Origin of the sequence: Shinella sp. HZN7 (assembly GCF_001652565.1) — a bacterium.
Classification (GTDB): Bacteria; Pseudomonadota; Alphaproteobacteria; order Rhizobiales; family Rhizobiaceae; genus Shinella; species Shinella granuli.
This window is the reverse complement of the sequence record NZ_CP015736.1, coordinates 2,512,360-2,536,662: the sequence shown is the minus strand read 5'-3', so window position 1 is coordinate 2,536,662 and position 24,303 is coordinate 2,512,360. Positions and strand designations below refer to the sequence as shown.

The following is a 24,303-nucleotide window of genomic DNA, read 5'->3' as shown; positions in this document are numbered from 1 at the left end:
CCTTTCGGCTGCAAGTCAGCTCCGCCGATCGAAATGGGTGCGCAGCGACACGTGCGTCTGCACGGTCGCGATGCCCGGCGTCGTGGCGATCTGGCGGCGCACGGTGTCGAGCTCGCCGTTCGAGGCGCATTCGACGAGCAGCATCAGGTCCGTCGGCCCGGCGAGCGACCAGCAGGTCACGACGTTCGGAATGCCGGTGAGATGCGGCACGATGTGATCGCAGTTGCGGCCCTGCTGGAAGCCGATGGCGATCAGTGCCTCGACGCCCGGCCGCTCCCGGTCGATGCCGAGCTTGACCGTATAGCCTGCGATCACGCCTCTCGCCTCCAGCCGCCGGATGCGCTCGTGCACGGCGCTCCGCGACAGCCCCGCATGGCGCGCAAGCTCCACGAGGCTCTGCCGGGCATCGGCGCGGAGCGCGGCGAGCAGCAGCCTGTCCTTGTCGTCCAGTTCGTTCATCCGGAAAATTTCCCTGTTGCCGGATGATCGTCCGGCACGCCGCCTTCTTGCTGCGCGAAACCGGACGGAAAAGCAACTATTCGTCGGACATCGCTTCAAGGAGAGACCGATGCCGACCCTGCCGGAAAACGCCGTCCTGATCCCGATCGACATGCAGCAGGCCTTCGACGCCGCGCCCTGGCCGCGGCGCTGGAACGAAAGGCTGGACGAGAACGGCCTTGCGCTCCTTGCCGCCTGGCGGGCCGCCCGCCGGCCGATCATCCATGTGCGGCACGACAGCGTCGAACCCGCCTCCACCCTGCGGCCGGAGGCGCCGGGCAACGCGTCCCGCCCGGGTTTTGCGCCGCAGGAGGGCGAGCCGCTGGTGACGAAGAGCGTCAATGCCGCCTTCATCGGCACGGATCTCGATCTGCGCCTGCGCCGTCTTAGGGCCGATACGGTCGTGCTGTTCGGCGTGTCCACGGATATGTGCGTGTCGACCAGCGTGCGCGTCGGGGCCAATCTCGGCTACCGGGTGATCCTGGTCGAGGACGCCTGCGACTGCTTCGACCTGCCGGACGGGGAGGGCGGGACGATCGCCGCCCGCGACGTGCACCGCGCCCATGTCGCGACGCTGCGCCACGAATTCGCGACGGTGCTGCGCACGGCAGAGATCGTGGCTGGCCTCTAGAGCAATTCCAGCAAAAGTGCGTAGCGGTTTTGCGTCCGGAATTGCGTAAAAACAAACAGATAGAGCGTTTTCGCGATTCGAAGAAAAGCGGAAATGCTCTAGCGGGTCGCGGCCCTCACCTCACGCACGCCGAAATCCCATTCGGGGGCTATGACGGGGTTGAGGTCGATGCCGGGGAAGACGGCGAAGGTGGAGAAGGGCTGGCTTTCGCCCGGCTGCACGCGCAGCACGATCAGCGCGTTGTCGCGGCCGACCTCGCGGCAGGTGCCGCCAGGGCAATCGGACAGCACGACATCGAGGCGGAAGGACTGCATCGGCTGGCTGCCCTTGTTGGCGATTCGGCCGGTCACGCGAAAGCTCGTCTTCGTCTGGCCGGCGCTGGCCTGCATCTCGGAGAGTTCCGCCCCATCCGCGGACAGCGCCGAAACCGTGGCGTTCGGCGTGACGGCGGTGCCGGAGGGCGTGCGGTCCTCGACGAACCAGATGAGAAGCGCGCTTGCAAGGCCGATGGCCACCACGATGGTGAGAACGGGTTCGACCCAGCTTTGGAAGCGCCGGAAGCGCAATGCGAGATAGAGTATGGCCGCTGCCGCGACTGCGAATGCCCAGATCATGCAGGTCCTCCTGGGCATGATATAGCCTGCGGAAGAAGCGACCGAAAGGCCGCTCCTGTCACTTTGCCTTGAGGCTGATCCAATAGGCGCCGTCGAAGGGCACGGCGGCGAAGCGCGCGTTGATTTCCGCCAGCGTCGCATCCGGGTCGATGTCGGCGAAAATCTCGGGGCGCAGCCAATGGGCAAAGGCTTCGGCGGCGAGGATGTTCAGCGGCACGGCGTTGAAGAAGTTCCACAGGCCGTGCACGCGCTCCTCCTTCACTGCCTTGAGGTTCTTGAGGAACGGGCCGGACACGGCGCGCGCCAATGTCTCGCGTGCCTCCTCCGGCGCAACGCCGGGGCCGACCGAGAAGGTGCTGTAGGTGCCGCCCGGCGAGGCGGTCGCGATATAGACGTCGGGATCCGCCGCGACGATGAATTCCGAGCTGACGATGCCGCCCTGCGCCGGCAGGCTTTCGGCGATGTTGCGGCTGCCGGTGATGGCGATGAAGGCGCCGAGCCCGCCGGTGCCGTAGGCGTAGCAGCATTTTTCCGGGTTCGGGAAGGCGTCCATCAGCACGGTCGGGCCGGGCTCCTTGTGCTCGGCCACGCGGTCGCGGATGCGCTTGACCCGTTCCTCGTAGAAATCGGCGAAGGCGTTCGCCTGCTCCTCCCGGTTCAGCACCGTGCCGAGGAGGCGCATGTTGTCCGCGGTGTTGTTCAGTGCGTCGCTGTTGAAATCGACCACGACGACGGGGACGCCGCTTCTCTCCAGATAGTCGATCGCCTGCCTGCCGAGGTCCGTGTCGGCCTGCCAGTTGGCGAGGATGGCGAGATCCGCCTTCAGCGAGAGCGCGGCCTCGAACGAGACGGTGACGCCGTCGCCGATGATCGGCACGTCGTCGATTGCCGGGAACCTGTCCTTGAAGCGGTCATAGATCTCCGGGTTGTCGCCCTTCATGTCGCTCGCCCAGCCGGCAAGGATGCTGACCGGATCGGGATGGATCAGCGAAAGTGCGACCAGGTTGAAGCCACTGCCGAGCAGCACCGCCTTGGGTTCGGCGGCAATGGTCACCTCGCGGCCGAAGGCGTCCTTGACGGTCAGCGGATAGTCTACCTCGGCGCGGGCGGGCAGGGCGGCCAGGAGCAGGAAGGCTGCGGCGATGAGGGTGGAAAGGCGCAGGATCATTGTTTTCTCAGCTCCGGCAGGGCGCACAGCTCGCCGCAGCCCGGAATGCCGGGCAGCATGTAGCGCAGGCAGCAGACCTTGCGGCGACAGTGGACGGCACCCGCGTCCAGCTCGTGGCGCAGGCATCCATGGAAGGGATTGCGGCTGCCGTTCGCCAGCAGCGGACAATCGAAGAGGGGGCGGGACGGCCAGTGGTCGTCGCTTTCGGGCGGCGAACGGTCCGTCGCGTTGAAGGCATAGTCGATATAGACGGCCGCGTTGTTCCAGGCGAGTTTCGGCGCGATGCCGGTCTTTTCCTTGAACAGGGCGACGGCACGGGCGAGATGGCAATCGACCAGCGGCGTGACGAAATCGACGAGCTCGCCCCCCTCGCTCCAGTCGCCCTCGTGCGGCAGGCCGAAGGCGTGCGGCAGGCCGTCCTCGCCGATGGCGATGGTCATCTCCTCGAAGGCGACGGGCAGGGTCCGTTCCGCGCGGCGCGCCACGACATAGGGGATTGTGAGGGCGGAGAAATAGTAGAGCGACCAGAAGGAGGCGGCGGCGCGCCGATCGGCCTTGCCGTGGCTTTCCGCATAGCGGTCGATCGTCCGGGAAAACCCGTCTCCCCCCAGGAACTCGGCGAGCGGTACGGCGCCGTCGAGATCCGACGAGAGCATCATCTTCTCGCCGCACCAGGCGTGCTCACCGGTAAAGACCGCCTTCAGGCCGTCCGGCCGGAAAGCGGTCTCGCCATCGTGGGGGGACAGCGCCGTCAAGCGCTTACCAGGAATATTTCAGGCTGCCGATGATCGTGCGGCCCTGGTCGCGGTAGCAGAAGCCGGCCGAGCAGACGGCATCCTGGCGGTCGAAGAGGTTCGTCGCGTTGACCTGCAGCTTCAGGCCGGCGAAGTCCTTGTCGATGGCGGCAAAGTCGTAATCGATCGACGCATCGACGAAGGCGCGTGCCTTGTTCTTCATGCTGTTGGCGTCGTCGCCGTAGCTTTCGCCGGTGAAGCGGACGCCCGCGCCGAAGCCGAGGCCGGCCAGCGCGCCGTCTTCCGGCATGGTGTAGTGCGCCCAGAGCGAGGCCATGTGGCGCGGCACGGAGGAGACGTCGTTGTTGACGGTGCCGGCCGGGCCGTCGATGATCTTCGCCTGGGTATAGGTGTAGGAAGCGATCAGCGACAGGCCGTTGTCGAGGCTGGTGGAGGCTTCCAGTTCCAGGCCGCGCGAACGCAGCTTGCCGCGCTGGACCTGGATGTTGGCCGGGCCGGTCGGCAGGTCGACGACCTCGTAATAGAGGCCGTTGGTCTGGTCGATGTTGAACAGCGCGGCGGTCAGCAGCGTGTTGCTGTCCGGCAGCAGGTATTTTACGCCCACTTCCTGCTGTTCGCTCTCGGTCGGCTTGAAGGGGTTGCCGGTGGCCATGTTCACGCCGGCATTCGGCGAGAAGGCGGTCGAATAGCTTGCATAGGGGGTGATGCCCCATTCGGTTTCATAGGTCACGCCGGCGCGCCAGGTGAAGGCGCGGTCGCTCTGCTTGATCGTGTCGAGCGCGCCGGAGGCGAGGTCCGTGTTGTCGGTGTCGGTCGAGACCCAGTCGTAGCGGCCGCCGAGCGTGAAGGTCAGCGCGTCGTAGCGGATCTGGTCCTGCAGGTAGAGGCCGGTGATGAACTGGTCCTGCACGCTCTTGGTCTGGAAGCCGATCGGGTCCGTCGGGCGGCCGCGCGTCGGGTCGGTGGTGTCGAGCGGCGGCGTCACGCCGTAGCCGTTCAGCGACTTCCAGTAGACCTTGGTGAAGTCGATGCCGGTCAGAAGCGTGTGTTCCAGCGCGCCGGTCTCGAACTTCGCTTCGAGCTGGTTGTCGATCGTGTAGGTGTTCATCCACTCTTCGAACGAGCCGGCGCTGCTGTCGAGCAGCGTCGGGTCGGCGGCGTTCGGCTGGTAGGCGAAGGCCCAGTCGGCGTCGATGTTGAGCCGGGAGGCGCGGGCGTTCTGGCGGAAGGTGAAGACCTCGTTCAGGCGATGCTCGAACTCGTAGCCGATGCGGCCCTGGTTCTGCACGGAATCGTTGAAGGCCGGGTTGCCGGCGAAGAAGTCGCTGACCTTGCCGGTGATCGGATCGTAGTAATAGGCCGCCGTGCCGCCCGTCTTGGTGCGGGAATATTCGCCGAGGATGGTCAGCCTGGTGTCCTCGTCCGGCTTCCAGGTGAAGGCCGGCGCGATGTAGGCGCGGTCGTCGGGCACGCCGACCTGCTCGGTATCGGCGCTGCGCAGCAGGCCGGTGAGGCGATAGTAGACCGGGTCTTCCTCGTTGATCGGGCCGGAAAGGTCGAACTGGCCCTGGTAGCGGTCGTGGCTGCCATATTGCAGCTGGATCTCGCGCAGCGCCTCTTCCGTCGGGCGCTTGCTGATGAGGTTGTAGAGGCCGCCGGCGCCGGAGGCACCGTAGAGCGCGGAGGAGGGGCCGCGCAGGATCGACACGCCTTCGAGGCCGTAGGGTTCCGTCTTGAACAGCGAGGAGCCGGCGCCCGGCTGGCGCAGGTTGTCGCGGAAGACGCCGGTATAGGTCACGTCGAAGCCGCGCACGGTGAAGCTGTCGAAGCGCGGGTCGAAGCCGTAGCCGCCGATGCGGGTGCCGGGCGTATAGGCGAGCGTGTCGAGCAGGGTCTGCGGGTTGCGGTCTTCGAGCTGCTGCTGCGTGACCGAGGAGATCGACTGCGGCGTCTGGATGAAGGGCGTGTCGACCTTGGCGCCCGTCGCGCTGCTCTTGCCGACATAGCCGTCCGCCGTGATGACGCCGCCGCTGCCGCCGTTGACGACGATGTCTTCGAGCACGGTCGCGCCGCCCGCCGTCGTTGTCCCCTCGTCCTGCGCAAGGGCGAGCGAGGCGAGCGTGAGGAGGGACGTGCCGGCGAGCGCCAGGCGGAACATCGTGCGGGAGGGCTTGTGCATGCGGGAACTTTCTGACGAAGCGGATCGATAACGTGATCGTTTTTATCAGGATTTGGCCTGCTGCAACAAATTATATGACTTAAATGCTCAGGATTTGACCTGTGTTGCCCGGATGCAACACAGGCTGTGGAGGATCCGCACTCAGAAGGCGAGGCTGCCGGCCATCACTGCAAGCACAAGGAAGATCAGGAAGATGATGAGCGCGATGGCGAAGAGCACCTTGGCGATCGTCGCTGTGGCGGCCGAGACGCCGGAGAAGCCGAGAAAGCCGGCGATCAGCGAGATGACGAGGAAAATGAGTGCCCATTTCAGCATGGCGATGCCTCCGATTGTGTCGGAGTGAAGACGCGCGAGGGCTGAAAATGTTCCCGGAAGGAGCCGGCGCCCGTCCGTACCCGAAAGGGCGGGCACCCCCTCTGCCTGCCGGGCATCTCCCCACAAGGGCCGGCAATTGCCTATGGACTTCAATCGTCGCCGCGACTCCCTTCTCCCCCGCGGGAGAAGGTGCCGGCAGGCGGATGAGGGGGATGGCGAAGGCTTGAATGATTGCAATACCGCATCTGCCTCACCCCCTCATCCGACCCTTCGGGCCACCTTCTCCCGCGGGGGAGAAGGGGATGCGGCATCGTCCTGCCCCGTAGGCGATTGCCCGGCCCTTGTGGGGAGACGCCCGGCAGGGCAGAGGGGGGAGGCCTCTCCAAAGGTTGTCAGCCCTCTGGGATCAGCCGTGGCTGACCATCACATGGCGCACGGCGGTATAATCCTCCAGCGCATAGATCGACATGTCCTTGCCGTAGCCCGACTGCTTGACGCCGCCATGCGGCATTTCCGTCGTCAGCATGAAGTGGGTGTTGATCCAGGTGCAGCCGTATTGCAGGCGGGCGGCGGCTTTCATCGCCTTGCCGATGTCCTTCGTCCAGACGGAGGAGGCGAGGCCGTAGTCGCTGTCGTTGGCCCAGGCAATGGCCTGGTCCGCCTCGGAGAAGCGGGTGACGGAGACGACGGGGCCGAACACTTCGCGGCGCACGATCTCGTCGTCCTGCGTGGCGCCGGCCACCACCGTCGGCTGGAAGAAGTAGCCGTCGTCGCTGCCGGCCCGGCCGCCCGTGGTGATCTCGATGTGCTTCACCTCGGCGGCGCGCTCGACGAAGCTCGCCACCCGGTCGCGCTGGCGCTTGGAGATCAGCGGGCCGATCTCGTTCAGCGTGTCGTCGGGTTCGTTGTATTTGATGGTGGAGACGGCGGCCGAGAGGTCGGCGACCAGCTTCTCGTAGATGCCGTCCTCGGCATAGATGCGGCAGGCGGCCGTGCAGTCCTGGCCGGCATTGTAGTAGCCGAAGGCGCGGATGCCCGAGACGACGGCTTCCAGATCCGCATCGTCGAAGACGACGACCGGGGCCTTGCCGCCGAGCTCCAGATGGGTGCGCTTGACGGTCTTCGCCGCCGCGGCCAGCACCTTCTTGCCGGTCGCCACATCGCCGGTGATCGAGACCATGTTGATCTTCGGATGGTTGATCAGCGCATTGCCGACCGTCTCGCCGCGGCCGAGCACGATGTTGACCACGCCTTCCGGCAGGATGTCGGCCAAAAGCTTGGCCATCTTCAGCGCCGTCAGCGGCGTCTGCTCGGAAGGCTTGAAGACGACGGTGTTGCCGCCGGCAATCGCCGGCGCCAGCTTCCAGGCCATCATCATCAGCGGATAGTTCCACGGCGCGATCGAGCCGACGATGCCGATCGGATCGCGGCGCACCATGGAGGTGAAGCCGGGCAGGTATTCGGCGGCGACCGGCGCATGCAGCGAGCGGATCGCGCCGGCGAAGAAGCGCCAGCAGTCGACGATGGCCGGCAGCTCGTCATTGCGGGCGGCGTTGATCGGCTTGCCGCAATTGAGCGCTTCGAGGGCCGCGAAGGCATCGGCGTCCTTCTCGATCGCGTCGGCGATCTTCAGGAGATAGCCGGAGCGCTCCGCGGGCGTGGTGGTCGCCCAGGAGACGAAGGCCTTTTCGGCGGCGTCGACGGCCGCGTCGATCTGCGCATGGGAGGCCTCCGGCAGGTCGACGATCTTCGCGCCGGTCTTCGGGTTCAGGATGTGCTCCTCGGCCTCGGTGCCGGCTTCGAAGCGCGAGCCGATCAGCATCTGGGTGTCCATGGCGTGTTCTCCGTTGTTGAGGAGCGAATGGCGAATAGCGAGTAGCGAATAGTTTCGGGCCGGCGGGCCGTCATTTTCCTCTATTCGCTGTTCGCTACTCCCTATTCGCTCATGTTCATTTTCCGGCGCCGGCGACCTGGTCGCCGTCGCGGGTGAGGTAGTAGGCGCCGAGGATCGGCAGGAAGGTGACGAGCACCACGACCATGGCGACGACATTGGTCACCGGGCGCTGGCGCGGGCGCACCAGCTCCTCCAGCATCCAGATCGGCAGGGTCGATTGCTGGCCTGCGGTGAAGGTGGTCACGATCACCTCGTCGAAGGACAGCGCGAAGGCGAGCATGCCGCCGGCAAGCAGGGCCGTGCCGATGTTCGGCAGGATGACATAGCGGAAGGTCTGGAAGCTGTCGGCGCCGAGGTCCATCGAGGCCTCGATCAGCGAGCCCGAGACGCGGCGGAAGCGGGCGACGGCGTTGTTGTAGACGACCACGACGCAGAAGGTGGCGTGGCCGAGCACGATCGTCCAGAAGGAGAAGGGGATCTCCGCGAACGAGAAGGCCGAGCGCAGCGCGATGCCGGTGATGATGCCGGGCAGGGCGATCGGCAGGATGACGAGCAGCGAGATCGTCTCCCGGCCGAAGAATTTCGTGCGGGAAACGGCGGCGGCGCACAGCGTGCCGAGCACGAGGGCGACGGCGGTGGAGATCGACGCGACGCGCACGGAAAGCCCCATCGCCTCCCAGACGTCCGGCCGGTTCCAGGTGACGGCGAACCATTTGAGCGTGTAGCCCGGCGGCGGGAACTGGTAGCTCTTCTCCTCCGTCGTGAAGGCGTAGAGGAAGATCAGCAGGATCGGCAGGTGCAGGAAAGCGAGGCCGAGGCCTGCGGCGATCTTGAGGCCGAGCGGGGCGGAGGTGTTTCTGTCAGAGCGCATCGAAGGCCCCCTGTCGCTTGGCCATCCAGAGATAGAGGCCCATGATGACGATCGGCACGACGGAGAAGGCGGCCGCGAGCGGGATGTTGCCGGCCGTGCCCTGCTGGGCATAGACCGCCTGGCCGATGAAAAGCCGCGACGAGCCGATGATCTGCGGGATGATGTAGTCGCCCAGCGTCAGCGAGAAGGTGAAGATCGAGCCGGCGATGATGCCGGGCAGGGCGAGCGGGAAGAGCACGTGGCGGAAGGTCTGCGCCGGGTGGCCGCCGAGATCGGCGGAGGCCTCGATCAGGTTGCCGGGCACGCGCTCCAGCGCCGCCTGGATCGGCAGGATCATGAAGGGCATCCAGACATAGATGAAGACGATGAAGGTGCCGGTATAGCTGATCGACAGCGACGAGCCGCCGACGACAGGCAGCGAAAGCCACGCATCGAGCAGCCAGGAAAGGTGGAGCTTGGCGAAGGCCCAGGTGACGATGCCCTCCTTGGCGAGGATCAGCTTCCAGGCATAGACCTTGACCAGATAGCTCGACCACAGCGGCAGCATGACGCCGAGATAGAAGACGACCTTCCATTTGCCCTTGGCATAGCGCGCCGCGTAATAGGCGATCGGAAAGGCGATGGCGGCGGAGGCGAGCGTCACGAGCGCGGCCATCAGCACGGTGCGCAGGATGATGTCGAAATTCGAGGGTATGAGCAGTTGCCGGTAGGTGGCGAGCGTGAACTCGTAGTTGATCAGCCCGGAAAAGTCGTCGATCGAGAAGAAGCTCTGCAGGAGCAGCGCGAAGAGCGAGCCGAGATAGATGACGCCGAGCCAGAGCAGCGGCGGCGTCAGCATCAAGAGCAGCAGGATCTTCGGGTTGCGCCAGAAGAAATCGGAAAGCCGCCCGGAGGTGCCTTCGCGGCGCGCGAGGATGGAGGTGTCGGCGACGATGCTCATCGGGCGCCATCCATCGGGTGCAGGTCTTCCGGCAGGAAGGACAGGGTCACCGTCTCGCCGAGCGCCGGCGGGGCGATGGAGGCCGGTGTCATGGCCGCAATGCGCGCCCCCGCGGCCTCGACCGTCACGCGGTTCGCCGCGCCCAGAAAACTGGTGGCGACGACGCGGCCGGCAAAATTCTTGCGACCGAGGCCATCCCCGAGCGTGATCGCCTCCGGCCTCAGGCTGGCATAGCTATCGCCGAAGCCGAGGGTGCGAACGAAATCCGGCGGCAGCACGTTGGAGGAGCCGACGAAATCGGCGACGAAACGCGTTTTCGGCTTCTTGTAGACCTCTTCCGGCGTGCCGAGCTGCTGGATCCTGCCATCGCTGAACACCGCGATGCGGTCGGCCATCGACAGCGCCTCGCCCTGGTCGTGCGTGACGAAGACGAAGGTGATGCCGAGCGATTTCTGCAGCGATTTCAGCTCTTCCTGCATCTGCTCGCGCAGCTTGAGGTCGAGGGCGCCGAGGGGTTCATCAAGAAGGAGCACGCGGGGCCGGTTGACCAATGCCCGGGCGAGCGCCACGCGCTGGCGCTGGCCGCCGGAGAGCTGGCCGGGCCGGCGCGCGCCGTAGCCGGGCAGCTTCACCATGGCGAGCGCCTCCTCGGCCGCCTTCAGCCGCTCGGCCTTGCCGACGCCCTTGACCATCAGCCCGTAGGCGACGTTTTCAAGGATCGAGAGATGCGGGAAGAGGGCATAGTCCTGGAACACCGTGTTGACGTTGCGCCGGTAGGGCGGCACGCCCTCCGCCGTCTCGCCGAAGATCTCGATATGGCCCGACGTCGGCTGCTCGAAGCCGGCCATCAGGCGCAGGCACGTCGTCTTGCCGGAACCGGACGGCCCCAGCATGGCGAAGAATTCGCCCTCGGCGATGGCGAGATCCACGCTGTCGACGGCGCGGACAGTGCCGAAATGGCGGGAGACTTGCTGGAACAGGACGGCGGTCATGGGGGACTCCCGGGGAGTTTGTGTTCTTGCCCCTCATCCGCCTGCCGACACCTTCTCCCCGCAGGCGGGGAGAAGACGGCATGAGACGGCGTTTTCCGCTCCCATGGATCACCGGGAAACGAAACGCGACTTGGGGCACGTCCCCTCTCCCCGTTCACGGGGAGAGGGCTAGGGTGAGGGGCTATTCTATCAACGCCCGCCGATCACGCCGATATAGTCGGAGACCCAGCGGTGGTAGGGCACGCATTCCCCCTGGCTTTCGCACTTGGTCACCGGCGTGCGCCAGAAGCGGATCTTTTCGAAATTGTCGAAACCGTTGGTCGAGCATCCCTCGTCGGTCAGGAGCGCATTGCCCTTGCAGGCCGCCGGGACCGAGGGAACCGCGCCGAACCAGGCGGCGGCATCGCCCTGCACCTTGGCGGAAAGCGAATGTTCCATCCACATATAGGCGCAGTTCGGATGCTGGCTTTCGGCGTGCAGCATGGTCGTGTCCGACCAGCCCGTCACGCCCTCTTCCGGGAAGGTCGAGGCGATCGGCTGCTTTTCCGCCTGCATCAGGTTCACCTGGAACGGCCAGGAGCCGGAGGCGACGACGCCCTCGTTCTTGAAGTCGTCGATCTGGATCATCGCGTCGTGCCAGTAGCGGCCGACCAGCGTGCGCTGGACGCGCAAGAGGTCGAGTGCGGCCTTGTACTGGTCCTCGTTGAGTTCGTAGGGGTCCTTGATGCCGAGGTCCGGCTTGTGCGCCATCAGGTAGGTCGCCGCGTCCGCGATGTGGATCGGGCCGTCATAGGCCTGCACGCGGCCCTTGTTCGACTTGCCGTCCGGCAGCGTCATCTCCTCGAAGACGACCTTCCAGCTCGTCGGCGCCGCGTCCTTGAAGGCCTCGGTGTTGTACATCAGCACGTTCGGCCCCCACAGATAGGGCGTTCCGTAGTGCACGCCGTTCACCGTGTGCCAGGGCGCGTTCTGCAGACGCTCGTCGACGGTCTTCCAGCTCGGGATGAGGTCGGTGTTGATCGGCTGCACGCGCTTGCCCGCGACGAGGCGCAGCGATGCATCGCCCGAGGCGGTGACGAGGTCGAAGCCGCCCTCGTTCATCAGCGCCACCATTTCATCCGAGGTGGCGGCGGTCTTCACCGTCACCTTGCAGCTCGTCTTCTTCTCGAATTCGCTGACCCAGTCGTAGTTCTTGTCCGTCTCGCCGCGCTCGATATAGCCGGCCCAGGCGACGATGGAGACTTCGCCCTCGCCTGGCCCAAGCTCCTTCAGCGGCTCCTGGGCGATGGCGGCGGTGGCGAAGGCGAGCGAAAGGGTAAGCGCGGTGCAGGAATGCAGAAGTCGCTTCATGACAGTCTCCCGGTTTGGTCCGCTTGTCTGCGGTATTGTTCCCGGACGAGAAGGTGCCGCGCTTTCGCCGCTTTCGCAAATTCATTAATCAGAATGTCGGTATCGGAAATTCCGAAAGCGGCGGAGGTGTGCCGTGTCTTGTGGATCCTCGGGTCAAGCCCGAGGATGACGACAGAAGAGAGGGCGTCAGACAAAGAGAGGGTCCCGCGTGCCGCACCGGCCAAGGGGCTGGCAACCTCTCCTCCTCTCCGTCATCCTCGGGCTTGACCCGAGGATCCACAAGACACGGCACACCCTCGCCACCAAAAAACATGCCCCGCCGTTTTGCCCCGATCACGTCGCCGGGCGTGCCTGTGTGGCACACAACATGGCGGCTGCACCGTGCGGCGTCCGAGGGTTCGGACCCGGTTCGTGCGGCGCAGTGGAAGACGGTACCAACCGGCAGTCATGGCTGCGGCACCGTGATCCTGAGGGCGTGCATGACCCATTCTTCGGAAGGGCGCGCCACCGTTCCCACGCACCCCGCCATCGCAGAGAGGCCGAAGTCGCGGGCAAAAACCGCCGAACGGGGCGCTGGACGGTGCCGCATACAAACATTCAGTCGAGGCAGCCTCCAGCGCCCCGTCCGAATGCTCCCGCAAACCCCGGCGCGCTGGCGTGTGGGGATGAAGCTGCAGGAAGAGGTTCGATGCCGCCGCTACCGCCCCCGACCGCTTCGCAGCGCCTCCGCCAGCCCGACGAAATCCCGTGCCGCCTGCGGCAGGCTGGAGCCCTTGCGCCAGACCATGCCGACCTGCACGACGGGAAGCGCCCCCGACACGTCGCGGCTTTCGATGCGATCGCCTTCCAGCGACCAGGGGCGATAGACGAGGTCGGGCAGCAGCGCGATGCCGGCCCCGGTGGCGACGAGGCTGCGCACCGCCTCCACCGAGCGGGTGCGGAAGGCGACATGCGGGCGGGCGCCGAGCGCGGTCAGCAGCTTGCCGGTGTTCTCCTCGATTTCGTCCACCGTCAGCATGATCAGCGGCTCCTTGGCGATGTCGCTGACGGAAATGATGTCGGCCGAGACGAGCGGATGGCCGATCGGCAGCCAGAGGCGGTAGGGCGAGGTTTCGAGGATTTCAGCCTGCAGCGCCATACGGTCGCGCAGGTTCGAGATGACCATGACGGCGACGTCCAGCTCGCCGCCGACCAGGAGATGCTCCAGATAGGAGCCGTTGTCCTCGATGGCGCTCACCTCGATGCCGGGAAAGGCGCGACGATAGCGCGAGAGCAGGTCTGACAGCACGTAGCCGGCGACGAGGGAGGTGACGCCGAGATTGAGCTGGCCCTTTTCCGCCGTGCGGTTGTCGGAGAAGGAGCGACGGGCATCCGAGACGTTCGCCAGGATCTTGGTGGCGTGGCGCAGGAACTGGTGGCCGTTGTGCGTCGTCGTGAGGCCGCGCGGATGGCGCTCGAACAGCTCGACGCCGAGGTCGGATTCGAGCTCCTTGATCGCCTCGGTGACCGAGGATTGCGAGATCGAGAGGTTTTGCGCCGCGCGCGTCACGGAACCCTGCTCCGCGACGGCGACGAAATATTGCAATTGCCGGAAGGTGAACGCCATGGCGGCAGTTAATATGCCCGGCGCGGGCGAGGCAAGCGCCGAAAATTCCTTGGGAAAGCCGCGGACGGGACAGGCGCGCGGGGTGTGCGCTGCTATGATCCCCGCCATTTCCAGCCGGGGCAGCGTCGCTCCGGCACCTGACAATGCGACAGGATACGTCCTGGTGCCAGTTCCGTCACGCCGGAACGGCGCCGGCAACGAGGAGCCGCCATGACCGAACGCCCCATGCCGACCGAGGAGGGCATCCTGGCCTTCCACAAGCGCTGCGAGGATTTTTATCCCGCCGATGCCGTCGACGCGGATATCGGGCGGCAGCGCGGCTGGTACGATGCGCTCTGCGCTGCCTTCGACGCGCCGCCGCCGGCGGGCATGATCAAGCAGGACGGCGTCATCGCGGGGCGCATCCCGGTGCGCCGTTACCGCCCGGCGGCGGTGACGAGTGCGACGCGGCTTTTCTACATCCACGGCGGCGGCTTCGTCGTCGGCTCGCTCGACAGCCATGATGCGATCTGTGCCGAGCTTTCCGAGGCCGCGGGCGCCGAACTCGTGTCCGTCGATTACCGCCTGTCGCCGGAGCATGTCTGGCCCGCCGCTTTCGACGATTGCTGGGCCGTGCTGATCGAGCTTCTCCTGGAAAGCCATCCGGTCGTGGTGGTCGGCGACAGCGCGGGCGGCAACCTTGCGGCCGGCATCGTGCTGAAGGCGCGCGACGAGGGGCTGACGGGCATTGCCGGGCAGGCGCTGGTCTATCCGGGCCTTGGCGGCGACCTTGCCTCCGGCTCCTACCTGGAGATGGCCGAGGCGCCGGGCCTTTCGACCGCCGACGTCGCCTATTACCGGGAGGTCTACAAGGCGCCGGAGGAGGCCGTGCATGCCTTCCCGCTGCGGGCGGAAAACCTTGCCGGCCTGCCGCCCGCCTTCATCACCGGCGCTCATTTCGATCCGCTGCGCGACGATGCGCGGGCCTATGCGGCGCGGCTGGCGCTTGCCGGTGTTGCGGTGGAGTTTCGCGAGGAGAGGCAGATGATCCACGCCTGGCTGCGCGCGCGATTCATGAGCGCGGGCGCGAAGGCCGGTTTTGCGGCGCTGTGCGATGCCGTGCGCCGGATGGCCCATCCATGAGCGGGATCACCGATCTCGATGAATTGCTGGCGACGATGGAGCCGGCGCTGGCGGACGGGGCCTTCGTCTATGCCTGCGTGCCGGCCGGGGATCTGGAAGGCCATCTTTCTCGCGGGCCGGTCGGCTTCTTCCGCGAGGTGGAGGGCGTGACGCTGATCCTGCCGGCCGAGGCGGCGGAAGGGCTGGCGGCAAGCCCGCCGATGCGGATGATCACGCTCACCGTGCACTCCTCGCTGGAGGCAGTGGGGCTGACGGCGGCCTTCGCCACGGCGCTGACGACGGAAGGCATCAGCGCCAACGTGGTTGCCGGCTACCATCATGACCATATATTCGTGCCGGAGCGGGACGGCGAACGGGCATTGAAAACGTTGCGTGCGCTGTCGCGTGCGGCGCGTGAAAAGGGAGACAGGTGATGAAATCTTTGCGGTTTGCTGGTGCCTTTCTGGCCTTCGCTCTCGGGGCGGCGGGGCCGTCCGTTTCCGTCGCTGAGGATGCGCCCCAGCCCATTCCATCCTGCGCCATGTCCGGTTCGAAGAGCGTCTTCATCGGCGGTGCGCCGGCGCTGCGCCTCTCCGACGTGGTGAACTGCCCGCCGGAACTCTACGAGATCGTGCCGAGCATCATGATCGAGGGCCAGCCCATGGTGAAATTCCGCACGGGCGTCGGCGAGAAGGGCAATTGCACGGCGCGTGGCGAGGAGACGGTGTCGGTGGAGGGCGAATCGGCCAGCCGGCTCGGCGATGTGACCTGCACGCAGAATTGAATGTTCGCAGGATTTGCCCCTCACCCTAACCCTCTCCCGGCAAGCGGGGAGAGGGGACTTGCCCTGCTAACGGGTATTGGCTGGGGAAACCGGTGCGGCATATCCCCTTCGCCCCGTTTACGGGGAGAAGGTGGCCGGCAGGCCGGATGAGGGGCGGCCCGGGGAATTGCCGCCCCACTCCTGTCAGTTGCCGGCGCTTTCCATGCGCCGTGTCGTCAGCACCTTCTCCAGCCAGCCGATCTCCATTTCGGGAACGGATTTCAGCAGGAGGTCGGTGTAATCGTCGAAGGGCGGCGAGAGCACCTTCGATTTCGGGCCGAAACGCACGAGCTTTCCCCGATGCATCACGGCCACCGAATCGGCAATCGCGCGGACGATGGCGATGTCGTGGGTGATGAACATGTAGGAGACGTGGGTCTCGTCCTGCAGTTTCAGGAGCAGCTTCAGGATGCCTTCGGCCACCAGCGGATCGAGCGCGGAGGTCGGCTCGTCGCAGAGGATGAGCTCGGGCTGGGCCGCCAGCGCCCGTGCAATGGCGACGCGCTGCTTCTGGCCGCCGGAGAGTTCCGCCGGGTAGCGGTCGGCGAAGCGGCCGCCCATCTCGATCTGCTCCAGCAGTTCCTTCACCCGCTCCGTTTTTTGCTGGCCGCGCATGCCATAGTAGAAGGTGAGCGGACGACCGACGATGTCGCGCACCGTCTGGCGCGGGTTCATCGCGGTGTCGGCCATCTGGTAGATCATCTGGATGCGGCGCAGCTCGTCGTTCGACCGGCCCTTCAGCGCCCGCGGCAAGGGTTTGCCGTCGAAGCTGATCGTGCCCTCCTGCGGCGGCAAGAGGCCGGTGATGACGCGGGCGAGGGTGGACTTGCCGGAGCCCGATTCGCCCACCACCGCCAGTGTCTGGCCCTTCGGCAGGTGCAGCGAGACGTTCTGCAGCACCTTGAAGCCGTTGGAATAGCCGGCGGTGATGTTGTCGACCTTGAGGAGCGTGTCCGACTGGTCGGGCGCCTCGTCCCGCTTGGTGCCGCGCACGTTGACCAGCGCGCGGGTATAGTCCTGCGTCGGGGCTTCGATGATCTGCTTCACCGAGCCGTATTCCACCATCTTGCCGTGGCGGAGCACGAGGATGTCGTCCGTGATCTGCGCCACGACGGCGAGGTCGTGGGTGATGTAGAGCGCGGCCGTATGCGTCTCCTCGATGGCGTGCTTGATGGCGGCGAGCACGTCGATCTGGGTCGTCACGTCGAGCGCGGTGGTCGGCTCGTCGAAGACGATGAGTTCCGGGTTCGGGCAGAGCGCCATGGCGGTCATGGCGCGCTGGAGCTGGCCGCCGGAGACCTGGTGCGGGTAGCGCTGGCCGAAGGTTTCGGGGTTCGGTAGGCCGAGCACCTTGAAGAGGTAGAGCGCACGCTTTTCCGCCTCCGCACGGCTCATGATGCCGTGTTTCAGCGAGGCCTCGATCACCTGTTCGCCGAGCCGGTGGGCGGGGTTGAAAGCCGCTGCCGCCGACTGGGCGACGTAGCAGACCTTGCAGCCGCGCACCTTGCGGATGCCGGCCGGTGAGAGCTTTAGAATATCCTCGCCGTTGAGCTTGACCTCGCCGCCGGTGATCCGCACCCCGCCGCGGCCATAGGCAAGCGCGGTGAGGCCGATGGTCGATTTTCCCGCGCCCGATTCGCCGATGAGGCCGAGCACCTTGCCCTTCTCGACGTCGAAGGAGACGCCTTCGACGAGCGTCACCGTCCGGGGCGGCTCGCCCGGCGGGTAGCTGGTCGCCTCGATCTTGAGGTTCTTGACGGAAAGAAGATCAGGCATCGCCGCGGCCCCCTTGAGGCTGGAAGTCCGTTTCATCAGCCAGTCGACGACGAGGTTGACGCAGATGGCGAGCCCCGCGATCGCGCCGCCCGGAATGAGGGCGGCCGAAATGCCGAAGATGATGCCGTCCTTGTTGTCCTTCACCATGCCGCCCCAGTCCGCCGCCGGCGGCTGGATGCCGAGGCCGAGGAAGGAGAGGGTGGAGAGGAACAGGATCGAGAAGGCGAAGCGCAGGCCGAATTCGGCGAGCAGCGGCGAGAGCGTGTTGGGCAGGATCTCCCGGAAGATGATCCAGCCCGTGCCTTCGCCGCGCAGCCTTGCCGCCTCCACGAATTCCATGACGGCCACATCGAGCGCGACGGCGCGGCCGATGCGGTAGACGCGCGTCGAGTCGAGCACCGCCATGACGAGGATGAGGATCCAGAGCTGCTGCGGCAGCACGGCCAGCACGACGAGGGCGAAGATCAGCGTCGGGATCGCCATCATCAGGTCGTTGAAGCGGGAGAAGGCCTGGTCGATGAACCCGCCCGTCACCGCTGCCGTGAAGGAGAGCAGCATGCCGAGCGAGAAGGACAGCACGGTGGCCGCCAGCGCCACGAAGATCGTGGTGCGCGCGCCGAAGATCAGCCGCGAGAAGAGGTCGCGGCCGAGATTGTCGGTGCCGAGCAGATGGTCGCCACCCATCGGCTGCCAGACGGCGCCGACGATCTGGCTTTCGCCATAGGGGGCGATGAGCGGGGCGAAGACGGCGCAGAAGATCGCGAGCGCGATGCCAAGGATGCCGACCCAGGCGCTGATGGGGATGGTGGAAAGTCTCATCGCGGATGCCTCAATCTGGGGTTCGCGACGATCGCGAGGATGTCGGCGAACATGTTGAGGAAGATGTAGAAGGCGGCGAAGATCAGGCCGCAGGCCTGCACGACGGGCATGTCGCGCACCGTCACGGCGTCGACCATGTACTGGCCCATGCCGGGATAGACGAAAACCACCTCCACGACGACGACGCCGACCACGAGATAGGCGAGGTTGAGCGCAATCACGTTGATGACCGGGGCGACGGCGTTCGGCGCCGCATGCTTGGCGATGATGCGCAGGCTGGAGAGGCCCTTGAGTTCCGCCGTTTCCACATAGGCCGAGGACATGACGTTGAGGATCGCCGCCCGCGTCATGCGCATCATGTGGGCGAGCACGACGAGGACGAGGGTGGCGGTCGGCAGGGCGATGGCCGAGAGGCGCTGGCCGATCGTCATCGAGTCATAGACCGTCGCCGGGAAGGTCGCGATGCCCAGTTGCACGGCGAAGAACAGGATCAGGAGATAGCCGACGAAGAATTCCGGCAGCGAGATCGCCGCCAGCGAGATGACGTTGATGATCTTGTCGGGCAGGCGGTTCCTGTATTGCACCGCGAGCATGCCGAGGCCGACCGCCAGCGGCACCGAGATGATCGCCGCGAAGAAGGCGAGGAACAGCGAATTGCCGAGGCGCTTGCCGATCTGTTCGCTGACCGAGTTCTTCGACGCCCAGGAATTGCCGAAATCGCCCTGGATCGCGCCGCCGAGCCACTTGAAGTACCGCGTGGTGGCGGGCTGGTCGAGACCGAGGTCCTTGCGGATGTTCTCCACCGCCTGCGGCGTTGCGGACTGGCCGAGATAGGTCGTGGCGAAATCGCCCGGCAGGGCTTCCACGCCCCCGAAGATCATCAGGGACACGGCGAAGAGCAAGGCCACGCTGAGCGCGAGGCGTTGCAGGATGAGCGCAACCAGGGGGCTGCTCTTGCTGAATTTCGCCCAGAACGAAGGCGTGCCCTCGATCACGGGGGTTCCAGTGGACGCAACCGACCCGGCGGCGCCGGCAGACTGCGGGACTTCACCCGCAGCCGCCTTTGCCGTCAGCTCCGGACCGTGCGCCGGTCCGCCGCCGGTCATCAGGCGTCGAGCCACACGCGGGTTGCGACATAGCCGTTCGACATGTCGTTGCCGATGTCGTGGACATAGCCCTTCACGTTCTTGCCGCAGGCGTTCACGAAGTCGTTGAACATCGGCAGGATCAGGCCGCCCTCGTCACGCACCATCATGGCCATGGTGCGGTACATGTCCTTGCGCTTGGTCTCGTCGAGTTCCGAGCGGGCTTCGAGCAGCAGCTTGTCGAAATCCTCGCGCAGGAAGCGGGTGTCGTTCCAGTCCGCCGTCGAGAGATAGGCGGTGGAATACATCTGGTCCTGCGTCGGGCGGCCGCCCCAGTAGGAGGTCGAGAAGGGCTGCACGTTCCAGACGTTCGACCAGTAGCCGTCGCCGGGTTCGCGCTTCACCTCGATGTCGATGCCGGCCTTCTTGGCGCTTTCCTGGTAGAGCACCGCCGCATCGACCGCGCCGGGGAAGGCGACGTCCGAGGTGCGCAGCAGCACCGAGCCGCTGTGGCCCGACTGCTTGTAGTGGAAGGCGGCCTTGTCCGGATCGTAGGTGCGCTGCTCGATGTCCTCCGGGAAGAGGGCATAGGTCTCGTTGATCGGGAAATCGTTGCCGACCTTGCCGTAGCCGCCGAGGACCTTTTCCAGCATGGTCTCGCGGTCCATCGCATATTTCAGCGCCAGGCGCAGGTCGTTGTTGTCGAACGGCGCCGTGTTGCAATGCATGATGAAGACGTAGTGGCCGCGGCCGGAGGTGGAGAGGATCTCGACCGTCGGCGCGCGCTTCAGGAGGTCGACCGTCTTCGGGTCGACGCGGTTGATATAGTGCACCTGGCCGGAGGAGAGCGCGGCGATGCGGGCCGTCGCGTCGTTCATCGCGATCATCTCGATCGAATCGACGAAGCCGCGGTCCTGGCGCCAGTCGTCCGTGTTGCGCTCGAAGGTGGCGCGCACGCCGGCCTCGAAGCTGGTGACCTTGTAGGGGCCGGTGCCGATCATGGCGTTCGGATCGTCGAGGCCGCCATTCGGCTGGATGACGAGGTGGTAGTCGGTCAGGAGCAGCGGCAGGTCGGCATTGCCTTCGCTCAGCACGAGGACCAGCTTGTCGCCGTCGGCCTTGATCTCCTTGATCGACTTCATGACGCCGAGGGCGCCGGATTCCGACTTCTCGTCGGTGTGGCGCTGCAGGGTCTTGATGACGTCGTCGACGGTCAGTTCCTTGCCGTCGTGGAATTTCACGCCCTTGCGGATCGTGAAGGTCCAGGTGGCGGCGTCGGCGGACGGTTCCCACGATTCGGCGAGCGCCGGCACGGGCTGGCCGGTCAGCGGTTCGGATTCGACGAGCATGTCGCCCCAGTTGCGGCCGACGACGAACATGAACTGCGAGAGCGCCTTGGCGGGATCCTTCGAATCGGTCGCGGCCGCGCCTTCGAGGCCGAGCTTCAGATGGCCGCCGCGCTTGGGCTCCTGGGCCTTGGCGGCGGTGTCGAACATCGTGCCGGCGGCGGCGAGCGTGATGCCGAAGGCGGCGGCGCGGCCCATGAACTCGCGGCGGTTCATCTTGCCGAGCGTGACCTGGCTGGTGAGGTATCTGGTGTAATCAGTCATTCCCCTGTTCCCTTTTGCTGGCCCATTAAGTGGGCATTTGTCGTTATGATTGGCAGAATTTCTGTTTTTCGCCTCTAAGGCAACCTTACAGCCGGCGATTTTTGCCGGCGGCAGTGCATTCCCGTGTTCCGAAAGCCTCCTCCCTGCGCCGCGATGCGGCTCGTTTTCCCATAAATTAGCCACGCACAAGCTATATGTAACGCCCTAAATTATCTATTTCTGCCACAAGCGGAGCTTATGGAAGAATGCGGATTGCGCCCGATGCAGGGGCGCGCTCCTCATCGTCCCTTCCAGACGGGATTGCGTTTTTCCGCGAAGGCGCGGGCGCCTTCGAGCTGGTCCTCGCTGGAATAGAGAATGTCGACCGTGCGGAACTGCCGCCGGGTGATCTTGTTCATGGTCGTCTGGAAGGTCTCGCCCTCGGCGGCGCGCACCACTTCCTTGATGGCGGCGTAGACGAGCGGCGGGCCGCTTTCGAGCAGGCGCGCCAGCTCCCAGGCCCGGTCCAGCAGCCTGTCGGCCGGCAGGATCTCGTTGACGAAGCCCCAGCGGTGCGCCTCCTGCACGTCCAGCCAGCGGCCGGTGAGCAGCATGTCCATGGCGATGTGATAGGGGATGCGCTTCGGCAGCTTGATCGAGGCGGCATCGGCCACCGTGCCGGAGCGGATTTCCGGCAGCGCGAAGGTCGCGTGCTCGGCGGCGAGGATGAGGTCGGTGGAGAGCGCGATCTCGAGGCCGCCGCCGCAGCAGATGCCGTTGACGGCCGCGATGATCGGCTTGTTGAGGTCGCGCAGCTCCTGCATGCCGCCGAAACCGCCGACACCGTAGTCGCCATCGACCGCGTCGCCCGCCGCGGCGGCCTTCAGGTCCCATCCCGGACAGAAGAATTTTTCCCCCGCGCCGGTGATGATGGCGACGCGCAGGCTTTCGTCATCGCGGAAATCGGCGAAGATCTTGCCCATGATGCGGCTGGTCGCAAGGTCGATGGCGTTCGCCTTGGGGCGATCGATGGTGACTTCCAGGATGCCGCCTTCGCGGCGCTGTCTTATCGGTCCGGTCATGGGTTCTTCCTCAGACGGATCAGCGCGTCGGCCGCGACGACACCGTCGCCTTCCGGCAGCACCATTATGGGATTAACGTCCAGTTCTTCGACTATTGAAGCGTTTGAAACGACATAGGATGCCGCTGATGCGACGGCGGCGACGAGAGCATCGATATCGCCCTTCGGACCGCCGCGATAGCCGCCCAGCAGTTTTGCGATCTTCAGGCCGGAGATCGCCTCGCGGATCGTCCTTTCGTCCGTCGGCAGGGTCAGGATCGCGGAATCTTCGAGCAGTTCGACGAGGATGCCGCCCGCGCCGATCGTCAGGACGGGGCCGGCGACCGGATCGCGCATGGCGCCGACGATGAGCTCGGCGACCGGTTTGCCCACCATCTTCTCGACGAGGAAGCCGGCGGCGACGCCGGCCATGGCGTTCGCGGCCTCCAGCACCGCCTCGCGGTTCGCGAGATTGAGCTTCACCGCCCCCGCCTCGGTCTTGTGCGCGACGCCAAGGCCCTTGAGCACGACCGGGAAGCCGAGCTCTTCGGCGGCGTCCGCGGCGGCGGCCGCCGTCTCGGCGGAAACCCCCTTCGGGACCGGCAGGCCATGGGCGGCGAGCGCCTGCTTGGCCGCGTGCTCGGTGAGGGTGACGGGCGCGCCTTCGCCGGCGGCGGCCTTGAGAAGCGGGGCGGATTGCGGTTTGGCCCAGGCCTCGCCGATGCCGGCGGCGGCATCGGCGGCGGCGAGCGCCTCCTCGATGCCGTAGAAGGGCACGACGCCGTTCCGCATCAGCATCTCGGCGGTCTCCTCCGGCATGTTTTCCGCCATGCTGGCGACGATGCCGGCATTCGCGCCGGAGGTTTTCGCGGCGTCGATGACGGCGTGGCAGGTGGTGATCCAGTCGGCCGCATCGCAGCGGTCGAGGCGGGGGAAATCGAGCACGACGAGGTTGAGGCCGTAGCCGCCCTGCATCATCGTCGTGAAGGCTTCGGTCTGCTTCTCGCGGTTGCCCCAGACGAAGGTGTGGTAATCGAGCGGGTTGGAGATCGTCACCATCTGGCCGAGCGTTTCGCGCAGCGGCTGGCGCTGGAAATCTTCGAGCGCGCGGTAGTTCACCTTCCGCTTCACGCCGGCATCGGCCATCAGCGAGGCCTCGCCGCCGGAGCAGCTCATCGAGGAGATGTCGTAGCTTGGCAGCGGGCCGGCGACATGCAGCAGCTTCAGCGTCTCCAGAAGCTCCGGCAGCGTCTCGACGCGGCCGATGCCGAGGCGGGCGAGGAGGGCCGAGGAGACGGCGTCGTTGCCGGCGAGCGAGGCGGTGTGCGAGACGGTGGCCAGCTGCGCCTGTTCCGACTTGCCGACCTTCAGCGTGACGACCGGCTTCTTCAGGTCGCGCGCGCGCTGGCCGAGGCGTTCCAGCGCTTCGAGGCTGTCGAAGCCCTCGATGTGGAGGCCGACGGCGGTGACGCGCGGGTCTTCGAGGACCGCGCAGGCGAGGTCGGCAAGGCCTGTCTGGGCCTGGTTGCCGGCGGTCAGGATATAGGCGAGCGGCAGGCCGCGCTGCTGCATGGAGATGTTGCAGGCGATGTTGGATGACTGGGTGAGGACGGCGACGCCCTTTTCGATTCTGAGCATGCCGTGCTGGTCGGGCCAGAGCAGGGCGCCGTCCAGCATGTTGATGAAGCCGTAGCAGTTGGGCCCGAGGATCGGCATGTCGCCGGCGGCCGCAACGAGCGCCTTCTGCAGGTCGTCGCCGTCCGCAAGCTCGCTGATGGCCTCGCGGAAACCGGAGGCGTAGCAGACGGCCCCGCCCGCGCGGCGGGCCGCAAGATCGCGGATGATGCCGATGGTGAGCTCCCGGTTGACCCCGACGAAGGAGGCGTCCGGCGCGCCGGGGAGATTAGCGACGGAACGGTAGCATTTGCGTCCGAGGATTTCGTCCTCACGCGGATGCACCGGCCAGATATCGCCGGAAAAGCCCATCTTGTCGCACTGGTAGATGACGCGGCGGGCTTCCTTGCCGCCGAAGACGGCGATGGATTTCGGGCGGATGAGGCGGTCGAGGGAGCGGGTCACGAGGATACCCCCCTCTGCCCTGCCGGGCATCTCCCCCTCAAGGGGGGAGATTGGATGGGGGACCGTTTCACCCACCGCCGGCGTTGCCGATCAAGCGAGGTTTTCGCCTCCTGCCGATCTCCCCCCTTGAGGGGGAGATGCCCGGCAGGGCAGAGGGG

At 66.0% G+C, this 24,303-nt stretch carries 21 protein-coding genes and 1 pseudogene; 4 read left to right on the top strand and 18 right to left on the bottom strand.

The annotated features are described in order from the left end of the window. Positions 1–15 precede the first annotated feature (15 nt). On the bottom strand, positions 16–459 hold the full coding sequence (locus shn_RS12205) for an Lrp/AsnC family transcriptional regulator (RefSeq protein WP_064330648.1): 444 nt from the start codon (positions 457–459) through the stop codon (positions 16–18). A gap of 109 nt (positions 460–568) precedes the next feature. Here shn_RS12205 and shn_RS12200 point away from each other — a divergent pair, with 109 nt between their 5' ends. Beyond that, positions 569–1,129 carry an isochorismatase family protein gene (locus tag shn_RS12200; protein WP_064330647.1) on the top strand — a complete coding sequence of 187 codons (561 nt, stop codon included), beginning with the start codon at positions 569–571 and terminating at the stop codon, positions 1,127–1,129. Positions 1,130–1,227: 98 nt separating this feature from the next. On the opposite strand, the gene shn_RS12195 is transcribed toward shn_RS12200, so the two are convergent. The 11 genes from shn_RS12195 to shn_RS12145 form a co-directional block, all read right to left on the bottom strand. Beyond that, positions 1,228–1,743: a hypothetical protein gene (locus shn_RS12195; RefSeq protein ID WP_064330646.1), complete on the bottom strand. Its 516-nt coding sequence runs from the start codon at positions 1,741–1,743 to the stop codon at positions 1,228–1,230. Between the two features lie 58 nt (positions 1,744–1,801). Beyond that, entirely contained in the window at positions 1,802–2,911 is a 1,110-nt protein-coding gene (locus shn_RS12190) for an ABC transporter substrate-binding protein (protein WP_064330645.1), read from the bottom strand. Next, positions 2,908–3,570, bottom strand: coding sequence for a siderophore-iron reductase FhuF (gene fhuF / locus shn_RS12185; protein ID WP_084438320.1), 663 nt, complete (start codon positions 3,568–3,570; stop codon positions 2,908–2,910). Before fhuF ends, shn_RS12190 begins: the two co-directional genes overlap by 4 nt. A gap of 100 nt (positions 3,571–3,670) precedes the next feature. Continuing rightward, the gene (locus shn_RS12180; protein WP_064330643.1) at positions 3,671–5,845 is read right to left on the bottom strand and encodes a TonB-dependent siderophore receptor; all 2,175 of its coding nucleotides are present in this window, start codon (positions 5,843–5,845) and stop codon (positions 3,671–3,673) included. Positions 5,846–5,986: 141 nt separating this feature from the next. Then, complete coding sequence (locus shn_RS34810) at positions 5,987–6,160, bottom strand: DUF1328 domain-containing protein (RefSeq protein ID WP_064496055.1); 174 nt, start codon at positions 6,158–6,160, stop codon at positions 5,987–5,989. Positions 6,161–6,566: 406 nt separating this feature from the next. Beyond that, on the bottom strand, positions 6,567–7,994 hold the full coding sequence (locus shn_RS12175; protein ID WP_064330642.1) for a gamma-aminobutyraldehyde dehydrogenase: 1,428 nt from the start codon (positions 7,992–7,994) through the stop codon (positions 6,567–6,569). Between the two features lie 115 nt (positions 7,995–8,109). Next, positions 8,110–8,925: an ABC transporter permease gene (locus shn_RS12170; protein WP_064330641.1), complete on the bottom strand. Its 816-nt coding sequence runs from the start codon at positions 8,923–8,925 to the stop codon at positions 8,110–8,112. Next, positions 8,915–9,865 carry an ABC transporter permease gene (locus shn_RS12165; RefSeq protein WP_064330640.1) on the bottom strand — a complete coding sequence of 317 codons (951 nt, stop codon included), beginning with the start codon at positions 9,863–9,865 and terminating at the stop codon, positions 8,915–8,917. Before shn_RS12165 ends, shn_RS12170 begins: the two co-directional genes overlap by 11 nt. Next, on the bottom strand, positions 9,862–10,857 hold the full coding sequence (locus shn_RS12160; RefSeq protein WP_064330639.1) for an ABC transporter ATP-binding protein: 996 nt from the start codon (positions 10,855–10,857) through the stop codon (positions 9,862–9,864). The genes shn_RS12165 and shn_RS12160 overlap by 4 nt, the downstream gene beginning before the upstream one ends. Positions 10,858–11,046: 189 nt before the next feature. After that, positions 11,047–12,207: an ABC transporter substrate-binding protein gene (locus tag shn_RS12155; RefSeq protein WP_064330638.1), complete on the bottom strand. Its 1,161-nt coding sequence runs from the start codon at positions 12,205–12,207 to the stop codon at positions 11,047–11,049. A gap of 697 nt (positions 12,208–12,904) precedes the next feature. Next, positions 12,905–13,813: a LysR family transcriptional regulator gene (locus tag shn_RS12145; RefSeq protein WP_064330636.1), complete on the bottom strand. Its 909-nt coding sequence runs from the start codon at positions 13,811–13,813 to the stop codon at positions 12,905–12,907. A gap of 210 nt (positions 13,814–14,023) precedes the next feature. Here shn_RS12145 and shn_RS12140 point away from each other — a divergent pair, with 210 nt between their 5' ends. From shn_RS12140 to shn_RS12130, 3 genes are read left to right on the top strand one after another with little or no spacing between them, the layout of a single operon-like run. Continuing rightward, positions 14,024–14,935, top strand: a complete 912-nt coding sequence (locus shn_RS12140; protein ID WP_064330635.1) for an alpha/beta hydrolase — start codon at positions 14,024–14,026, stop codon at positions 14,933–14,935. Next, positions 14,932–15,348, top strand: coding sequence for an ACT domain-containing protein (locus shn_RS12135; protein WP_064330634.1), 417 nt, complete (start codon positions 14,932–14,934; stop codon positions 15,346–15,348). The genes shn_RS12140 and shn_RS12135 overlap by 4 nt, the downstream gene beginning before the upstream one ends. Next, a complete protein-coding gene (locus shn_RS12130; RefSeq protein WP_084437949.1) occupies positions 15,348–15,698 on the top strand; it encodes a PAAR domain-containing protein in 351 nt (116 codons plus the stop codon). The genes shn_RS12135 and shn_RS12130 overlap by 1 nt, the downstream gene beginning before the upstream one ends. A gap of 183 nt (positions 15,699–15,881) precedes the next feature. Here shn_RS12130 and shn_RS12125 read toward each other — a convergent pair whose 3' ends face one another. From shn_RS12125 to shn_RS12105, 6 genes and pseudogenes are all read right to left on the bottom strand, one after another. Further along, complete coding sequence (locus tag shn_RS12125; RefSeq protein WP_064332569.1) at positions 15,882–17,513, bottom strand: ABC transporter ATP-binding protein; 1,632 nt, start codon at positions 17,511–17,513, stop codon at positions 15,882–15,884. 84 nt (positions 17,514–17,597) lie between these two features. After that, a pseudogene (locus shn_RS37005) lies at positions 17,598–18,071 on the bottom strand (ABC transporter permease); the annotation flags it as partial. 257 nt (positions 18,072–18,328) lie between these two features. Continuing rightward, positions 18,329–19,438: an ABC transporter permease gene (locus tag shn_RS12120; protein WP_064330632.1), complete on the bottom strand. Its 1,110-nt coding sequence runs from the start codon at positions 19,436–19,438 to the stop codon at positions 18,329–18,331. Continuing rightward, a complete protein-coding gene (locus tag shn_RS12115) occupies positions 19,438–21,027 on the bottom strand; it encodes an ABC transporter substrate-binding protein (RefSeq protein ID WP_064330631.1) in 1,590 nt (529 codons plus the stop codon). The genes shn_RS12120 and shn_RS12115 overlap by 1 nt, the downstream gene beginning before the upstream one ends. 278 nt (positions 21,028–21,305) lie before the next feature. After that, the gene (locus shn_RS12110) at positions 21,306–22,088 is read right to left on the bottom strand and encodes a carnitinyl-CoA dehydratase (RefSeq protein ID WP_064330630.1); all 783 of its coding nucleotides are present in this window, start codon (positions 22,086–22,088) and stop codon (positions 21,306–21,308) included. Beyond that, complete coding sequence (locus shn_RS12105; RefSeq protein WP_064330629.1) at positions 22,085–24,175, bottom strand: acetate--CoA ligase family protein; 2,091 nt, start codon at positions 24,173–24,175, stop codon at positions 22,085–22,087. The genes shn_RS12110 and shn_RS12105 overlap by 4 nt, the downstream gene beginning before the upstream one ends. Positions 24,176–24,303: the final 128 nt, after the last annotated feature.

Bases quoted from the DNA above. Each gene is read 5' to 3' on its own strand.
- shn_RS12115 (WP_064330631.1), bottom strand. From the start codon at position 21,027: ATGACTGATTACACCAGATACCTCACCAGCCAGGTCACGCTCGGCAAG.
- shn_RS12205 (WP_064330648.1), bottom strand. From the start codon at position 459: ATGAACGAACTGGACGACAAGGACAGGCTGCTGCTCGCCGCGCTCCGC.
- shn_RS12200 (WP_064330647.1), top strand. From the start codon at position 569: ATGCCGACCCTGCCGGAAAACGCCGTCCTGATCCCGATCGACATGCAG.
- shn_RS12170 (WP_064330641.1), bottom strand. From the start codon at position 8,925: ATGCGCTCTGACAGAAACACCTCCGCCCCGCTCGGCCTCAAGATCGCC.
- shn_RS12135 (WP_064330634.1), top strand. From the start codon at position 14,932: ATGAGCGGGATCACCGATCTCGATGAATTGCTGGCGACGATGGAGCCG.
- shn_RS12140 (WP_064330635.1), top strand. From the start codon at position 14,024: ATGACCGAACGCCCCATGCCGACCGAGGAGGGCATCCTGGCCTTCCAC.
- shn_RS12145 (WP_064330636.1), bottom strand. From the start codon at position 13,813: ATGGCGTTCACCTTCCGGCAATTGCAATATTTCGTCGCCGTCGCGGAG.
- shn_RS12155 (WP_064330638.1), bottom strand. From the start codon at position 12,207: ATGAAGCGACTTCTGCATTCCTGCACCGCGCTTACCCTTTCGCTCGCC.
- shn_RS12190 (WP_064330645.1), bottom strand. From the start codon at position 2,911: ATGATCCTGCGCCTTTCCACCCTCATCGCCGCAGCCTTCCTGCTCCTG.
- shn_RS12125 (WP_064332569.1), bottom strand. From the start codon at position 17,513: ATGCCTGATCTTCTTTCCGTCAAGAACCTCAAGATCGAGGCGACCAGC.
- shn_RS12180 (WP_064330643.1), bottom strand. From the start codon at position 5,845: ATGCACAAGCCCTCCCGCACGATGTTCCGCCTGGCGCTCGCCGGCACG.
- shn_RS12110 (WP_064330630.1), bottom strand. From the start codon at position 22,088: ATGACCGGACCGATAAGACAGCGCCGCGAAGGCGGCATCCTGGAAGTC.
- shn_RS12175 (WP_064330642.1), bottom strand. From the start codon at position 7,994: ATGGACACCCAGATGCTGATCGGCTCGCGCTTCGAAGCCGGCACCGAG.
- shn_RS12160 (WP_064330639.1), bottom strand. From the start codon at position 10,857: ATGACCGCCGTCCTGTTCCAGCAAGTCTCCCGCCATTTCGGCACTGTC.
- shn_RS12130 (WP_084437949.1), top strand. From the start codon at position 15,348: ATGAAATCTTTGCGGTTTGCTGGTGCCTTTCTGGCCTTCGCTCTCGGG.
- shn_RS12120 (WP_064330632.1), bottom strand. From the start codon at position 19,438: ATGACCGGCGGCGGACCGGCGCACGGTCCGGAGCTGACGGCAAAGGCG.
- shn_RS34810 (WP_064496055.1), bottom strand. From the start codon at position 6,160: ATGCTGAAATGGGCACTCATTTTCCTCGTCATCTCGCTGATCGCCGGC.
- shn_RS12195 (WP_064330646.1), bottom strand. From the start codon at position 1,743: ATGATCTGGGCATTCGCAGTCGCGGCAGCGGCCATACTCTATCTCGCA.
- shn_RS12165 (WP_064330640.1), bottom strand. From the start codon at position 9,865: ATGAGCATCGTCGCCGACACCTCCATCCTCGCGCGCCGCGAAGGCACC.
- fhuF (WP_084438320.1), bottom strand. From the start codon at position 3,570: ATGATGCTCTCGTCGGATCTCGACGGCGCCGTACCGCTCGCCGAGTTC.
- shn_RS12105 (WP_064330629.1), bottom strand. From the start codon at position 24,175: ATGCCCGGCAGGGCAGAGGGGGGTATCCTCGTGACCCGCTCCCTCGAC.